16 protein-coding genes and 1 pseudogene are annotated in these 15,301 nt (G+C 62.7%); 10 read left to right on the forward strand and 7 right to left on the reverse strand.

Translation table 11 applies throughout. The features are described 5' to 3' along the window. Positions 1-108: 108 nt before the first annotated feature. The 4 genes from AB7783_RS18095 to AB7783_RS18110 all read left to right on the forward strand — a co-directional run bounded on the left by AB7783_RS18095 (position 109) and on the right by AB7783_RS18110 (position 3,862). Positions 109-651, forward strand: a complete 543-nt coding sequence (locus AB7783_RS18095; RefSeq protein WP_120287045.1) for a nucleoside 2-deoxyribosyltransferase — start codon at positions 109-111, stop codon at positions 649-651. A gap of 2 nt (positions 652-653) precedes the next feature. Beyond that, positions 654-1,409: a TlyA family RNA methyltransferase gene (locus tag AB7783_RS18100; RefSeq protein ID WP_093757044.1), complete on the forward strand. Its 756-nt coding sequence runs from the start codon at positions 654-656 to the stop codon at positions 1,407-1,409. Continuing rightward, complete coding sequence (locus tag AB7783_RS18105) at positions 1,402-2,640, forward strand: class I SAM-dependent RNA methyltransferase (RefSeq protein WP_441278387.1); 1,239 nt, start codon at positions 1,402-1,404, stop codon at positions 2,638-2,640. Before AB7783_RS18100 ends, AB7783_RS18105 begins: the two co-directional genes overlap by 8 nt. Before the next feature lie 76 nt (positions 2,641-2,716). Further along, positions 2,717-3,862 carry an alpha/beta fold hydrolase gene (locus AB7783_RS18110; protein WP_441279722.1) on the forward strand — a complete coding sequence of 382 codons (1,146 nt, stop codon included), beginning with the start codon at positions 2,717-2,719 and terminating at the stop codon, positions 3,860-3,862. Between the two features lie 14 nt (positions 3,863-3,876). On the opposite strand, the gene AB7783_RS18115 is transcribed toward AB7783_RS18110, so the two are convergent. Then, complete coding sequence (locus tag AB7783_RS18115) at positions 3,877-5,634, reverse strand: acyl-CoA dehydrogenase family protein (RefSeq protein WP_441278388.1); 1,758 nt, start codon at positions 5,632-5,634, stop codon at positions 3,877-3,879. 91 nt (positions 5,635-5,725) lie between these two features. Here AB7783_RS18115 and AB7783_RS18120 point away from each other — a divergent pair, with 91 nt between their 5' ends. Both AB7783_RS18120 and AB7783_RS18125 read left to right on the forward strand, forming a co-directional pair. Next, positions 5,726-6,427 (forward strand): SDR family NAD(P)-dependent oxidoreductase, encoded by a 702-nt coding sequence (locus AB7783_RS18120; RefSeq protein ID WP_441278389.1) that lies wholly within the window; start codon positions 5,726-5,728, stop codon positions 6,425-6,427. A 21-nt stretch (positions 6,428-6,448) separates the two neighbouring features. After that, a pseudogene (locus AB7783_RS18125) lies at positions 6,449-7,283 on the forward strand (enoyl-CoA hydratase). Between the two features lie 7 nt (positions 7,284-7,290). Here AB7783_RS18125 and AB7783_RS18130 read toward each other — a convergent pair. Next, positions 7,291-8,199, reverse strand: a complete 909-nt coding sequence (locus AB7783_RS18130) for a LysR family transcriptional regulator (protein ID WP_439074857.1) — start codon at positions 8,197-8,199, stop codon at positions 7,291-7,293. 117 nt (positions 8,200-8,316) lie between these two features. On the opposite strand from AB7783_RS18130, the gene AB7783_RS18135 reads away from it, so the two are divergent. Beyond that, a complete protein-coding gene (locus AB7783_RS18135; protein WP_441278390.1) occupies positions 8,317-9,156 on the forward strand; it encodes an oxidoreductase in 840 nt (279 codons plus the stop codon). 108 nt (positions 9,157-9,264) lie between these two features. Here the strand turns inward: AB7783_RS18135 and AB7783_RS18140 are convergent, their stop codons facing one another. Together AB7783_RS18140 and AB7783_RS18145 are read right to left on the reverse strand one after the other, a co-directional pair. Next, a complete protein-coding gene (locus tag AB7783_RS18140; RefSeq protein WP_441278391.1) occupies positions 9,265-9,876 on the reverse strand; it encodes an N-acetyltransferase family protein in 612 nt (203 codons plus the stop codon). A 30-nt stretch (positions 9,877-9,906) separates the two neighbouring features. Further along, positions 9,907-10,110 carry a DUF1127 domain-containing protein gene (locus tag AB7783_RS18145; RefSeq protein WP_120287053.1) on the reverse strand — a complete coding sequence of 68 codons (204 nt, stop codon included), beginning with the start codon at positions 10,108-10,110 and terminating at the stop codon, positions 9,907-9,909. Positions 10,111-10,246: 136 nt separating this feature from the next. Here AB7783_RS18145 and AB7783_RS18150 point away from each other — a divergent pair, with 136 nt between their 5' ends. The 3 genes from AB7783_RS18150 to AB7783_RS18160 all read left to right on the forward strand — a co-directional run bounded on the left by AB7783_RS18150 (position 10,247) and on the right by AB7783_RS18160 (position 12,704). Beyond that, on the forward strand, positions 10,247-11,161 hold the full coding sequence (locus tag AB7783_RS18150) for a transcriptional regulator GcvA (protein WP_441278392.1): 915 nt from the start codon (positions 10,247-10,249) through the stop codon (positions 11,159-11,161). An 86-nt stretch (positions 11,162-11,247) separates the two neighbouring features. Further along, the gene (locus AB7783_RS18155) at positions 11,248-12,219 is read left to right on the forward strand and encodes an MBL fold metallo-hydrolase (protein ID WP_441278393.1); all 972 of its coding nucleotides are present in this window, start codon (positions 11,248-11,250) and stop codon (positions 12,217-12,219) included. Beyond that, the gene (locus AB7783_RS18160; protein ID WP_441278394.1) at positions 12,216-12,704 is read left to right on the forward strand and encodes a CinA family protein; all 489 of its coding nucleotides are present in this window, start codon (positions 12,216-12,218) and stop codon (positions 12,702-12,704) included. The genes AB7783_RS18155 and AB7783_RS18160 overlap by 4 nt, the downstream gene beginning before the upstream one ends. A gap of 7 nt (positions 12,705-12,711) precedes the next feature. On the opposite strand, the gene AB7783_RS18165 is transcribed toward AB7783_RS18160, so the two are convergent. The 3 genes from AB7783_RS18165 to AB7783_RS18175 are packed head-to-tail and all read right to left on the reverse strand — an operon-like array spanning position 12,712 to position 15,301. After that, positions 12,712-13,695, reverse strand: a complete 984-nt coding sequence (locus tag AB7783_RS18165; protein WP_441278395.1) for an ABC transporter ATP-binding protein — start codon at positions 13,693-13,695, stop codon at positions 12,712-12,714. After that, on the reverse strand, positions 13,692-15,107 hold the full coding sequence (locus AB7783_RS18170) for an amidase (protein ID WP_441278396.1): 1,416 nt from the start codon (positions 15,105-15,107) through the stop codon (positions 13,692-13,694). Before AB7783_RS18170 ends, AB7783_RS18165 begins: the two co-directional genes overlap by 4 nt. Beyond that, positions 15,104-15,301 (reverse strand): hypothetical protein, encoded by a 198-nt coding sequence (locus tag AB7783_RS18175; RefSeq protein ID WP_441278397.1) that lies wholly within the window; start codon positions 15,299-15,301, stop codon positions 15,104-15,106. The genes AB7783_RS18170 and AB7783_RS18175 overlap by 4 nt, the downstream gene beginning before the upstream one ends.

The following is a 15,301-nucleotide window of genomic DNA, read 5'->3' on the forward strand; positions in this document are numbered from 1 at the left end:
TGCGAAGAGAATACGACGAGGCAATTCGGCAGGAACCGCCGGATTGCCTCGTTCTCGTCTGAATTGGCTCGTCAATGTCGGCGCGGCTCACCATGAGACGGGGACTTCATGAATATCTATCTCGCAGGCCCCGACGTGTTCCTGCCCAATGCCGCCGAGATCGGCCGGCAGAAGGTTGCGCTCTGCAAGCGCTACGGCGCACACGGGTTCTTCCCGCTCGATAACGCCATCGACATCAATGCCGGCGACGCCTCACGCCAGATATTTCATGGCAACGAAGCGATGATGAACCACTGCGACATTATCATCGCCAATCTCACGCCGTTTCGCGGCCCCAGCGCCGATGCCGGCACCGTGTTCGAGCTTGGCTATATGGCCGGGCACGGCAAGCTCTGCTTCGGCTATTGCAACGACCCTGCGCTCTATCTCGACCGCGTCCGCCGTATGACGGAGATCACCGAGCAGGATGGCCATCTGGTCGATGCGAACGGGCTCACCGTCGAAAATTTCGGCCTCGCCGACAATCTGATGATGATCCACGCGCTCGATCTCTATGGCGCGTCCATGATCGTCCCCCGTGAAGCACCCGATGATCTCTGGCAGGATCTGACGAGCTTCGAAGCCTGTTTGAAACTTGCTGCATCGTACTGACCATGACGAAATCTCAGAACACTGCTGCCGCGCCGCGCAAACGCGCCGATACGCTTCTCGTCGACCGCGGAATTTTCGAAAGCCGCGCGCGTGCGCAAGCCGCCATCGAAGCGGGGCTTGTGAAGGCCAACGGCAAAGCGGTCGCCAAAGCGTCAGAACCGCTGCTGCTCGACGCCGCGATCGAGGCTGAACCGGCGCATCCCTGGGTCTCGCGCGGCGGCGTCAAGCTGGCCGGCGCGCTCGAGCTATATCCGATCGAGATCGAGGACCACGTCTGCCTCGACGTCGGCGCCTCCACCGGCGGTTTTACCGAAGTGCTGCTCGCCAACGGCGCCAGCATGGTGTTCTCCATCGATGTCGGGCACAGTCAGCTTCATCCATCGCTGCATGGCCATCCGAAAATCATCTCGATGGAAGAGACGGATATCCGCAGCTATGAGAACAAGCGCCTGCCGGCCCGCCCGGATGTGGTCGTGATCGATGTCAGCTTCATTTCGCTCAAAGCGGTGCTGCCAGTGGCACTGTCACTCGCGGCGGCGCCGATGAGCCTGCTGGCGCTGATCAAGCCGCAATTCGAGGCCGACCGGAAGCAATCCAAGCGCGGCATCATCAAGAACGCTGCCGTGCATCAGGCCATCTGCGACGACATCACGGATTTTGCCAGGACGCTCGGCTGCACCGATATCGAGGTCTTCCCGTCGTCGATCACCGGCGGTGACGGCAATATCGAGTTCTTCATGGGTGCCCGGCGTGGCTGAACACCTGACCATCGATCATGTCGGCCAGCGCGGCGACGGCGTCAGCCTCACCAGTGGCGCGTCGCTGTTCGTGCCCTACACGCTGGCGCATGAGATCGTCGAGACGGAACGCGACGACGAACATCCGGAACGTCGACGATTGCTGCAGATCGACACCGCCAGCCCGGAACGAATTGATCCGTTCTGCACCTACTTCACGCGCTGTGGCGGCTGCGCCATCCAGCATTGGCAACCCGATCCCTATCAGGCCTGGAAGCGCCAGATCGTGATCGACACGCTGGCGCAGGCGAAGATCACTTGCCTGGTCGATCCGATCGTCGATGCCCATGGCGCCGGCCGCCGCCGCGTGACGTTGCATGCCCGGCGCGGCGGCGATGGCGGATTGCGTGTCGGCTTCGCGGCATCGGCAAGCCACGCCATCATCGCTATCGACGCGTGCCCGATTCTGGATCCCGCGCTGGATGGCGCGCTCGATGCCGCACGCGCGCTGGCCGAGGTGTTGAAGCCGGTCAGCAAGCCCTTGGACATTCAGGTGACAGCGGCCAGCAACGGACTCGATATCGACGTCCGCGGCACCGGGCCATTGCCGACCGCGATCATCACAGCGCTGTCGCGCATCGCCGAGGCGCACAAACTGGCACGCCTCACGCGGCATGGTGAACTCGTGCTGATGCGCGTACCGCCTATGGTCACGATGGGCAGCGCGCAGGTTACACTGCCGCCGGGCTCATTCCTGCAGGCCACGGCCGCCGGTGAAGAGACATTGGCGGCGCTTGTGCTCCAACTCTGCAAAGGCGCGAAGAACATCGCCGACCTGTTCTGCGGCATCGGTCCCTTTGCGCTGCGGTTGGCCACCAAGTCGAAGATTACAGCTTTCGATAGCGATGCAGGCGCGATCGCCTCGCTGCAACAGGCCATCAAGGACACCAAGGGCTTGAAGCCGATCAAGGCGGAAATGCGCGACCTGTTTCGCCGTCCACTGGTGCCGCAGGAGCTGCGCGACTTCGACGCTGTCGTATTCGATCCGCCGCGTCAGGGTGCGCAGGCACAGGTCGAACGGCTCGCGGCCAGCAAGATCCCCGTCGTCGTCGCCGTGTCGTGCAACGTCCAGACCTTCGCACGCGATGCAAAGATCCTGATCGACGGCGGCTACAAGCTCGACAGCGTCACACCCGTGGACCAGTTCCGGCATACGCCGCATATCGAATTGGTGGCCCGCTTCAAACGCTAGTTGTCTTTTCACGGTGCTTGCGCTGGAGTGCATTCACGCTGCCGCAAAAGTGCAGCATGGAGGCAACGTGACACCCATCGATCCCAACATTCTGCCGGCTGGAATTCGCTCGCGCTTTGTCGAGGACATCAACGGTTTGCGCGTCCATGTGCTGGAGGCCGGCTTTGAAACCAAAGGCCGGCCCTGCGTCCTGCTGGTGCACGGCTTTCCCGAACTGGCCTTCAGCTGGCGCAAGGTGATGCCGCAGCTTGCCGCTGCCGGCTATCACGTCATCGCACCCGACCAGCGCGGCTATGGCCGCACCACCGGCTGGAGCGCAGACTATGATGGCGATCTGCGTCCCTTCAATCTGCTCAACCTCGTGCGCGATGCAATCGGCCTCGTCACCGCCTTCGGCTATCGCCATGTCGATGCGGTGGTCGGGCACGACTACGGAAGCTCGGTTGCGGCATGGTGCGCGCTGGTGCGACCGGATGTCTTCAGATCCGTTGTGTTGATGAGCGCGCCCTTCGCCGGGCCTCCGCCGCTGCCATTCGGTACCGCCGATCAGCCGGCCCCGCCAAAGGCCGAAGACCCCGTGCATCGCGACCTCGCCGCGCTGCCGCGGCCGCGCATCCACTATCAGTGGTACTACGCCACACGCGATGCCAACACCCACATGCAACATGCACCGCAAGGCGTGCATGATTTCCTGCGCGCCTATTATCATCACAAGAGCGCGGACTGGCCGGGCAATACGCCCACTCCATTGCAAGGCTGGACCGCGAGTGAGCTGGCGAAGCTGCCGACCTATTATGTGATGGACCGCGACCAGACCATGGCCGAGACCGTGGCCGCAGAGATGCCGACGCCTGAACAGATCGCATCATGCAAATGGCTGCCGGACAATGAACTGGCCTTCTATGCCGGCGAATATGCGCGCACGGGCTTCCAGGGTGGATTGCAGTGGTATCGCTGCAATACGACGGGCGCGTTCAGTGCAGATTACGAGACGTTTGCCGGGCGCACCATCGACGTCCCTTCAGCTTTCATCTCGGGCAAGCAGGACTGGGGCATCTATCAGCGTCCCGGCGCCATCGAGACGATGCAAAACAGCGCCTGCACGAATATGCGCGCGGTGCACCTGATCGACGGCGCAGGCCATTGGGTGCAGCAGGAACAACCACAAGAGGTCAGCCGCTTGCTGCTCAAGTTCCTGAAAGATAACGGTCCGCGCTCATAGTCCCTGCGATCAGGTCAGGCCAGCATCAGCCGACTGGCCTCCTCCATGCTGACATCGCACTCACCCAGCAGATGCGCGACGATCTGTTTCTGCGTTTCGCTTTCAATCACAGCGAACGGATCGGGCGCCATCAGGCGATGATCGATGACGAGGCGCGACAACAGCAAACGTCGCGCGTCACCGCGCCGTGCGTGGATGCGGTGCGCTTCCCATGTCATCGCGATGGCGCTGGCCACATGATACAACGAACTCGTTGCGCGGCGGGCATCACCTTCATTGTCCGACCGTGCGGCAACCTCGCGCGCGAAGCCGATGGCACGGTCGGCGAGGCCACGCAGCCGATCGCGCCATGCCTGCGGTACGCTCGGGGAATCATCCAGCCGCGCATGCAAGTCGGCAGCAAGCGCAGCCTCGGCACCGTGCCGACCCACCGCACGCGTCAGCGCATCGAGCGCAACGATATTGCCGGTGCCTTCCCAGATCGAGCCGAGATGCGCATCGCGCAGCAGCCGCGCGGTGGCGAATTCCTCGATATAACCGACACCGCCGCGCATCTCCATCGCGTCGCCGCAGACCTTGCGCGCGTCACGGGTGGCACGGAATTTCAGCGTCGGCGTCAGGATCCGCAGCAGCGCTGCAGCATCCTGGCTGCCGGCCTCGGCACGGTCCAGCGCATCCGCAGTGAGGAAGCTCATCGACAACGCCTGCTCGGTCGCCAGCATAATTTTCATTAATTGCCGCCGCGCCAGCGGCATATCGATGATGCGCTGGCCGAACACGACACGGCCGCGCGCGACTGCCATCGCATCGTGCCAGGCGCGGCGCATCAGCGAGGTCGACTTCACGCCATTCGACAGGCGCGACGAATTCACCATCTCGGCCATCTGCACGAAGCCGCGATCGAGCTTGCCGACGGCATAAGCGATAGCGCCCTCAAGCTTGATCTCACCTGATGCCATCGACCGCGTGCCGAGCTTGTCCTTCAGGCGCACGATCCGGTAGTGATTGGGCGTGCCGTCATCGAGCGTCCGCGGCATCAGGAACAGGCCGACACCCTTGGTGCCCCCGACCGCGCCTTCCGGTCGCGCCAGCAGCATCACGACTTTCGCATCGGCATTGGAGCAGAACCACTTCTCACCATACAACCGCCAGTGATCGCCCTCCTGCACAGCTGATGTCGTCAGCTTGCCGACATCGGAACCGCCCTCCTTCTCGGTCATGAACTGGCCGCCCTGGGTCAGCTTGCTCATGTCAGTCTGCGTCAGCCCATCGAGATATTTCGCCTTGAGCGCATCATCGCCGTAGTTCGACAGCAGCTTCGCAGCACCATCGGTGACATTGATTGGACACCCCATGCCGAACTCGGCCTGATTGAACAGGAACGTAAAGGCGTGCTTGGCTGTCACCGGATAGGTCGAGGACCAGCCCATGATGCCCTTGCGGTGCGACAGCGCATGGATCCCGAACTCGCCGAAGGCTGCGTTCTCAAGTTCGCGATAGGCCGGGTGATATTCTACCCACTGGACGTCCTGGCCGAACTTGTCGCGCTGATGCAGCACTGGTCCATGCTTGTCGGCCATCCGCCCGGCTTCATCGAGCCGCCCACCGACAAGACCGCCCAGCCGATCGAGATGCGGCTCGATATGGTTGAACAGATCCTCCGGCAGATGAATACGCAGCAGATCGGTCAGTGCCGGATCGGCCCGGTAGAAATTCATGCCGGACGTATCGGGTGCGATCAGATTGGCGGCGATCTGGGCGTGGGCGTTCATGACGGCCTCTTGTGTTTGGCAGTTGCGTTTCCATCTTCATCATGCGCCTGCCGCGCCAGCGAATAAAGTGCCCCAGCCGGAGATTTGATCCATGGAAATTCCGCATTACGAAACCGCTTTGATCGTCGGCGTCGGTGAGGGCATCAGCGCATCGCTAGCGAGGCTGCTGTCCAAACAGGGCATCCGCGTCGCACTCGCAGCCCGCAATCCCGGCAAGCTGGATGCGCTGTGCCAGGAGACTGGCGCCAAGGCCTTTGCCTGCGACGCGACCCAGGCCGGAGATGTCGCCAGAATGTTTGCAGATGTCGAACGTCAGATCGGCGCGCCCGATATCGTCGTCTACAACGCCAGCCAACGCGCGCGCGGGCCTTTCATCGAGCTCGCACCTCCCGATGTTGCACAATCCATCGCCGTTAGCGCCTTCGGCGGATTTCTGGTCGCACAACAGGCATTGCAGCGCATGTTGCCCAACAAGCACGGCGCCATCCTGTTCACCGGTGCCTCCGCGAGTATCAAGGGCTTCGCACAATCGGCCCCCTTCGCCATGGGCAAGTTCGCTCTGCGCGGCATGGCGCAATCCCTGGCACGGGAATTCGCGCCACAGGGCATTCACATCGCCCACTTTGTCATCGATGGCGGTATTCGCAGTTCAGTCCGCGTTGAGCCAGCGGACAGGCCGGACTCGATGCTCGACCCCGATGCCATCGCCATGAATTACTGGAACGTGCTACAGCAGCCGCGCAGTGCATGGAGTTCGGAGCTCGAAATCCGTCCATGGGTCGAGAAATTCTGACGCGAGAACGGGGCGAGACACATGAGTGAAGCCGTAAAGGTCATCGACACCGGCACCAGTGAACTGCTGTGTGAGATCCGCGAGCGCGTTGCCGTCATCACCCTGAACCGGCCGGAAGCGCGCAACTCGCTGTCGGATCATCTCACGCCCGCATTGCCGCACGATGATCCGCACCTGCGGCGAAAATCCTGATGTCGGTGCGCTCCTGATTACCGGCGCCGGCACGGCCTTCTGCTCCGGCGGTGACGTGAAGGGCATGGGCGCCCATCGCAAGCAGGCCGTGCTGGAGATGTCGTTCGACGAGCGTGTCGTCGATCTGCAGGAGCGTCAGCGTCTGCTGACCGGCGCCCTCGTTGCCGTACGCAAGCCAACCATTGCCGCCCTGCCCGGCCCCGCGGCCGGCGCCGGTCTTGCCATCGCCATGGCCTGCGATATCCGCATCGCCGCGCAATCGGCTTTCGTCTCGACAGGCTATCTGCGCGTTGGTCTCAGCGGCGATTACGGCATCGCCTGGCTGTTGACGCGTCTTGTCGGCACGGCCCGCGCGCGCGAGCTGATGTTCACCGCCGAAAAAGTCGATGCAAGCCGCGCCGAAGCCATCGGGTTGTTCAACCGCGTGGTGCCAGACGACAGGCTGCAGGACGAGGCTTTCACACTGGCGCGCGGCATGGCGCAGGGGCCGACGCTGGCGCTGCGCTACATGAAGGACAATCTCGACGAAGCGCTCGCATTCGATTTCACGACGGCGCGGGATCATGAGGCGGAGAGGCTGATCCGCACGACCATGACGGCAGATCACCGCGAGGCGGTGCAAGCCTTCATCGAGAAGCGCAAGCCGAACTTCAAAGGCAACTGATGCGCATCTAAACCTTCGACTTCACTAAAGCCGGCGTCTTGGCAAAATCGACAAAGGCCCGCAATGCCGCCGGCAGTTGTCGGCGGCTGGGATAATACATGAAGAAGCCGGGATAGGCCGGGCACCAGTCAGCGAGGACTCGCACAAGCTTTCGCTTGGCGATCAACTCCTCGACCTGCCCTTCGAACACGTAAGCCAGTCCGGCTCCGTCCAGCGCAGCGTCCACCATCAGGTCCTGATCGTTCAAAGTGAGCGTGCCCGCGACGTCGATCTCGACCTCGATGCCGCCGCGCTCGAACTCCCAGCGATAGAGCGCGCCGCCCCAGAATCGATAGCGGATGCATGGCAGATCTTTCAGCTCGTGCGGCGTCTGCGGCGGCTTGTGTTGCTTGAAGAAGCCGGGTGACGCAACGACGGCCGATCGCTGCCGCGGGCCGATCGGCACCGCGATCATGTCCGCCGCAACAGTTTCGCCGAAGCGGATGCCTGCATCGAAACCGGCCGAGACCATGTCGACAAGACCGTCATTCACGGCAATCTCGACATTGATCTCCGGATAGGCTTTCAGAAATCGCGTGACGATCGGCAGCAGCACGAGCTGTGCGGATTGCCGGGCGGCGTTGAAGCGCAACGTCCCCGCCGGCTTGCCGCGAAAATGATTGAGATCTTCCAGCGCGTCATCGATGTCCTGAAACGCCGGACTGACCCGCACGAACAACCGCTCGCCCGCCTCCGTCAGCGCGACGCTCCGGGTGGTGCGATTGACCAGCCGGACATCAAGACGCTCCTCGATGCCGCGCAAAGCGTGGCTCAGCGCGGAGGCGGACACGCCAAGTTCAATGGCGGCATTGCGAAAGCTGCGATGGCGGGCAATCGCCAGAAAGGTGGCGAGGTCGGCCGGGCCGATCAGGCTCATTGTTGAATCCAGCTCATGAACACATGGAATAAATAGAGGATTATTTCAGTTCTGGCGAGCCGCTAGTTTCCTGCCACAGCCCGGCATTGACGCGGGGCCAACACAGGAGAGACCACCATGCGTGTCTGGTTCATCACAGGAGCATCCCGCGGTTTCGGCGCACTCATCGCGGCGGAAGCTTTGGCCCTGGGCGACGCCGTCGTTGCAACGGCCCGGGACCCCAACGCTGTCACCGCACGTCTCGGCACCCATGAGCGCCTGCTGACGACGCGGCTCGATGTCACCAGCGAGACCGAGGCCCACGAGGCCGCAGGTCAGGCTGTGAAGAAATTCGGCCGCATCGATGTGCTGGTCAACAATGCCGGTTATGGCCTGCTGGGCGCGATCGAGGAAGCCAGCGCCAGGGAAGTCGAACGTCTCTACGCCACCAACGTATTCGGCCTGCTCGGCGTCACCCGCGCCGTGCTGCCGCATATGCGCCGACAGGGCTCCGGTCACATCATGAACATTTCATCCGTCGGCGGATATGCAGGCTTTCCGGGCTGGGGCGTCTATGGCTCGACCAAGTTCGCGGTCGAAGGCATCAGTGAAGCACTGGCCGCCGAAGTCGCGCCGCTCGGCATCCATGTGACCGTGGTCGAGCCCGGCTTCTTCCGCACCGACTTTCTGGACGATAACTCGCTGGTGCGCACCGCACTCGAGATCAGCGACTATCACGCCACCGTCGGCAAGACTCGCGGCCATGCCGCCGACGCCAATCATGCGCAGCCCGGCGATCCCAGCAAGCTGGCAAAGGCCTTCATGCAGCTCGCGGCTGCCAAGACCCCTCCAGTCCGCTTGCCGCTCGGCAGCGACACGGTTGCGCGGATTGAGAGCAAGCATGCTTTTGTCGAAAAGGAACTGGCTGCGTGGCGCGACGTGGCCACATCAACAGACTTCGCGAAAGGGACGGCATAGGCGCCGTCTTCAGGACACGCAGATGCGACGAAGCAATCCTGAGCTAGAGACGGATTGAATTGCTTCGTCGCATCACACCTTGCCTGAACGTGGCGAGCGTTGCCGCGCTTAGGCAAGTATCGGCTGCAGGGATTGCGCTGCGAGTCGCCAGACCGCACATGGGTTTGCGGTTGGCGCCGCATCGATCTGCTTTACGAAGCGCACCTGCTTCCAATCGCCCGGCGTCGGCGCGAATGTGAAGCCGGCCTTGCGGGCCAGTGCGAGCATTGCCTCGTTTGAGCGCAATGTATCTCCGAAGAGCTGGTCGGCTCCGAGCGCAGCAGCACGGCATTCCAGGTTAGATAAAAGGGCCGCGCCGATGCCCTGCCCTTGCATGGAATCGGCAACGGACAGGCCCAGTTCGAAACGGGACGTCGCTTCATCGAACGCGTAGCGGGCCTCACCGACAATGGTCTCCGAGCCATCGCGCGAGATCGTCGCGACGACCGAGAAACTGTCGGCTTCGCCGACATGGATGAACTTGTCGAGTTGCCCGGCCGGCAATTCGCTGGCGGCGCCCATCAGGCGATTGTAGCGCGACCGCACCGACAGGCCTCGGAAATAGGCCTGCAACGCGTCCGCATCGTGAAGCTCGACAAACCGAACCGTCACCGCAGCGCCGCTGCGTGACAACACCACATCGGAATACTGACCGAGGTCATCGAGGTTGAGATGTTGCATGACAGTTGCTCCCGGACGATCGGACCGTCCTTACGCGCGCCAGAACGGCTTGCTGGCCTCGGCCATCACGTCGCCCACCGAAAGGCCGGCGTCGTGGATGTCACGCTCGCTCCAATGGGCCAGTTCGCGGCGTTGATGGGCGCGCTCCCGCCAGACGTGGAACGTCTCGGCGATGGCCGCCACGCTGAGCGGAGCATGATGATTTGTCATCGATTCATGGGTGCAAGTAGACATTTTGCTCTCCTGAAGCTAAATTTATTTAGGAAATATCGGCTTCATTCTCACATTGCACAAACGACATTGTGCACCGCGTCACATGAGACAAACTCATGGATAGGCCGAGGAGTGAGTGGCCAGGGAGAGAGCGTGGATGAGCACCCGGTTGCCGTCACTCAACGGACTGCGCGCCTTCGAAGCAGCCGCACGCCATCTGAGCTTCACCAATGCGGCAAGCGAGCTGAACGTCACGCAGACGGCGATCAGCCATCAGATCAAGCGGCTGGAAGAAGAGCTCGGTCTCAAACTGTTCATTCGGCAGAATCGCGCCCTCGCGCTCACCCCGCAAGGACACGACTATCTGCCGGGCGTACGCGCGGCCTTCAACGATCTGCGTCTTGCCACAGACCGGCTCAAGCGCCGCGACAATGACCACGTGCTGACGGTGAGCACGCTCGCATCGATGGCATCGAAATGGCTCCTGCCGCGCATCTCAGCGTTCCAGAAAGCCCATCCCGATATCGATGTGCGCATCACCACATCTACAAGCATGGTCGATTTCAAGAGCGGCGATGTCGACGCCGCGATCCGCTACGGCCGCGGCCAATGGCTTGGCCTCCGCGCCGACTGGCTGACGGCGGACGATCTGTTTCCGGTGTGCAGCCCGGCGCTCCTGACCGGCAAAAAGGCGCTGCGACAGCCGCAGGACCTTGCCGGCTATACGCTGCTGCATTCGAGCGGCGGCTATGACGATGACTGGCGGCTCTGGCTCACCGCGGCCGGATTGCCAACCGATATTTCGAAACAGCCCGGCCTGACCTTCGACATGATCTTCATGACCCTGCAGGCTGCGATCGACGGGCTCGGCGTCGCCATCGGCCGCACCACCTATGTGGAGGGCGATCTCGCCAAGGGCCGGCTGGTGGTGCCCTTCGACATGCGCATGCCCGCCGACGCCGGCTTCTATCTGGTGTCCCCCGAAGCCTCTTCCGACTCGCGGAAGCTGAAGGCCTTTCGCGACTGGCTGCTCTCGCAGGTCCCGCCGGAACGTGACAGTTCTGGCCGCTGATCGGCATCGTCGACATCACGTGTTCGCGAGCAGATCGCCATCCGAAACATGCTAGAAGTCTGGCCTGTTTCGGAATGGAGCTTGCGATGAATCGGACGACACTGGCCGCGGTTTTCACCCTTCTGGCGCTGGCGCCTGCGCTCGCACAGCAGGCGTCCACACCGCCGGCAGCACCGCCGCCACCCGACTTCTCAAAGGTCGAGATCAAGACCACGGATCTCGGTGACGGCGTCTACATGCTCGAAGGCCAGGGCGGCAACATGACGCTGGCCACGGCCAAATCGGGCGCCATCCTCGTCGACAGCCAGTTTGCCCCGCTGCATGACAAGATCAAGGCGGCCATCGCCGCGGTGACACCGCAGCCGGTCAAGTATCTCGTCAACACGCATTTCCACGGCGACCATACCGGCGGCAACGAGGCCTTTGCCAACGAAGGCGCGACCATCGTTGCCAACGTCAAGGTCAGAACCCGCCTGAAAAAAGGCACCACGAATTTCCTGACCGGCGCACAGAATCCGCCCGCGCCGAAGGCGGCGCTGCCAACCAACACCTACACGCATCAGCTCAAGCTCAGCCTGCGCGGCCGCATCGCCGAACTGCGCCATCCCGACAACGCGCATACCGATGGCGACACCTATGTCTACTTCAAGAGCGCCAATGTCATTGCGACCGGTGATACATTCACCAATGGCCGCTATCCCAATATCGACGTTCTCAACGGCGGCAATATCAAGGGCATAATTGCAGCGACCGACGCCTATCTGAAACTGGCGAACGACACCACCAAGATCGTTCCCGGCCACGGTCCGCTGGCGAACAAGGCTGCGCTGGTCGACTATCGCACCATGCTGGTGACGGCGCGCGATCGCATGGCCAAGCTGATCAAGGAGGGCAAGACGGAAGACGAGGTTCTGGCGGCTAAGCCATTTGCCGATCTCGACGCCAAATGGGCACCGAACGAGACCGCCAGCAAGAATTTCATTCGCGCTGTCTATGGGTCACTGGCGAAGAAGCCGTGGATCAGGCCCTGGTCAAAACCTTGGGGGAAGAAGTCATGAGAGATCTCATTCCCCTCGCCGAGAAGATTGCCATTGAGCTGATCGCGCGCAAGCAGACCATCGGCATAGCTGAATCCTCGACCGGCGGTTTGATTTCCGCTGCACTGCTCGCAGTGCCCGGTGCCTCCGCCTATTTCATCGGCGGCGGCGTGATCTATACGCGCGATGCACGGCGCGTATTGATGGATATTTCCGATGACGTGTTTCGGATACCGGGCATGCGCTCGTCTTCAGAGCCCTACGCACAACTGCTGGCGACGCAGATCCGCACCCGCCTCGGCTGTGACTGGGGCCTGTCGGAAACCGGCGCGACCGGCCCCTCCGGCAATCGTTATGGCGACGCCGCAGGCCATAGCTGCATGGCCGTCGCCGGCCCGCGAAACGAGGTCATGACACTGGAGACCGGCAGCAACGACCGCTCCGGCAACATGCACAGTTTCGCGCAGACGGCGCTGACGTTCCTGCTGAAGAATTTGGCGGTGTAGGAAGGCGTCAGGCCGGCACTGCCGCTGCCGCCTGCTCCGCCAGAATACACCGCACCACACGATTGTCGGCAAGTTCGACATTCGGCGGCGGCGCCTCGACGCAACGCGGCTGGGCGAATTTGCAGCGCGGCGCGAAGGAGCAATTCACCGGCGGCTTATCCAGCGATGGCGGCGTGCCGGGAATAGTCTCCAACCGTGCGCCGCGTTTGGCCCCATGCACGGTGGAGGCCAGCAGCCCCTGCGGATAGGGATGCACGGCCGAGCGCACGATCTGGCTCAGCGTGCCCTGTTCGACGATCTGGCCTGCATACATCACGGCCACGCGATCGCAGATTTCGATGGCCACGCCGATATCGTGCGTGACGAAGATGATCGACATGCCGAATTCGCGCTGCAGCTCGCGCAGCAGCAGCAGGATCTGGATCTGCACGGTGGCATCGAGCGCAGTGGTCGGCTCGTCCGCGAGCAGAATCTTGGGCTTGCAGGCCAGCGCCAGCGCGATCATTGCGCGCTGCCGCATGCCACCGGACATCTCGTGCGGATAGGCATCGAGGCGACGCTTGGCCGACGGAATGCGCACGACCTCAAGCATTTCGAGCGCGCGCTTCACGCCCTCGGCCTGGGTCTTGCCCTCGTGGCGCATCACGCTTTCGGCGATCTGCTGGCCGATCGTATAGACGGGGTCCAGCGCCAGCGCCGGCTCCTGGAAAATCATCGACACCGTCTGGCCGCGAAATACCGAGAGTTCGTCATCGTCGAGCGCCAGCACGTCCTTGCCGAGCACGTTGACCGTGCCGGTGATCTGCGTGCGCTTCTTCGGCAGCAGCCGCATCAGCGCGCGCAAGGTGACGCTCTTGCCCGACCCGGACTCGCCGAGCAGCCCGAGCACCTCGCCTTCGCCGAGCGTGAGGTTGAGATCGTTCACCGCATAGACGGTGCGTTCGCCGCCGAACCGGACATTGAGATTGCGAACCTCGACGAGATTACTCATGCCAACTCCGGGCACTGTTTGTGGAAGTCGGTCGCGCGCTGGAATGCGGCACCGATGGTCAGCAGCGTCGATTCATCGAACGGACGGCCGATCAATTGCATGCCGACCGGTAGCTTCGATGAGGTGAAGCCGGCCGGGATCGAGAGACCGGGCAGACCGAGATAGTTGATCGGCCGCGTAAAACGCGTCAGCCGCTGGATCATCGCTTCGGCGCCAGAGCTGTTGCCGACATCGGTCTCGGCAATGGTCGGAGCCGCGCCAGGCGAGACCGGAGCGAGCACCGCATCAGTGCCGGTCACCGCAGCGAGATAGGCGGCAAGTGCCGGACCGCGCCAGCGCAGCGCCTCGATATAGGATACGCCGGTGATAGCGAGACCGTTCTGCAACCGCATCAGGACCTGCGCGCCGTAATCCTGCGGGCGCTCGATCATCCAGCGCTTGTGCATCGCCGCAGCTTCCGTCGCGAGCACGAACTGGCAGGCTGCCGTGAGCTGGCCCTGATTGGGCAGATCGACTTCGACAATCTTGATACCTTCGTCCTTCAGCGCCGCGATGGTGTTCTGCAGAATGGCAGCGGTATCGGCGTCGAGATCGTCGACATAGAAGGCCTTGGGGATACCGACCGTCATGCCTTTGGCGGAAGCGCGCGTCGCCGCCATGTAGTCCGGCACAGGGCGTGCGCTGGTGGTTGGATCGAGCGGATCGGCGCCAGCCATCAGGCGGGTCAGCAGCGCACAATCCTCGACGGTGCGCGCCAGCGGACCGACGGTATCGAGCGATTGCGACAGCGGCATCGCACCGGCACGGCTGACCAGACCCACCGTCGTCTTCAAACCGGAGACGCCGCAGAAATGTGCCGGCAAGCGGATCGAGCCGCCGGTGTCGGAGCCGAGCGCCGCAAATGTGAGACGCGCTGCGACGGCCGAGCCCGAACCCGACGACGAACCACCCGTGACGTGATCGACATGCCACGGGTTATGCACGGCGCCGTAATGCACGTTATGGCCAAGCGGGCCGTAGGCGAACTCAACCATCTGCAACGAACCGAGCCGCACGGTACCAGCGTCTTTCAGGCGCTGCAGCGATGTCGCCGTGGTAGTCGCAACCCAGTCGCGGCGGATATGCGAGCCGCAGGTCACGACGTGTCCCTCGTCGTAATACATGTCCTTGTGCGCCAGCGGCACGCCATGCAGCACACCGCGACTCTGCCCCCTGGCGAGCGACGCATCAGCCGCGTCCGCCGCCTTCAGCGCTGCATCGGCCTCGATCGACATGTAGGCGTTGAGGCTCGGCTGAGACTTCACAGCGCGATCGAGGCAGGACTGCGTAGCTTCGCGCGACGAAATTTTCTTCGTGGCGATCGCGTCAGCGACGTCCGTCAGCGACAGCAATGCGGGTTCGGTGACACTCATTTGGCAGCCTTCGTATTCTGAACAGAGAGGAAGGTCGCGGGCTCGAGATCGAACGGCAGCGTCCCGGCGACGGCCGCGAAGCCTTCAAAGGCCGGGCCGATCGAATTAGCGATGCGCTCGGCAACCTCGTCGGACGCGGGAAGGCCGCTGACTTTGGTCAGCGCCTTGATCTGCTTGGCAGTCGGTTTGGTCAT

This window comes from Tardiphaga sp. 172_B4_N1_3, from assembly GCF_052076035.1.
Classification (GTDB): Bacteria; Pseudomonadota; Alphaproteobacteria; order Rhizobiales; family Xanthobacteraceae; genus Tardiphaga; species Tardiphaga robiniae.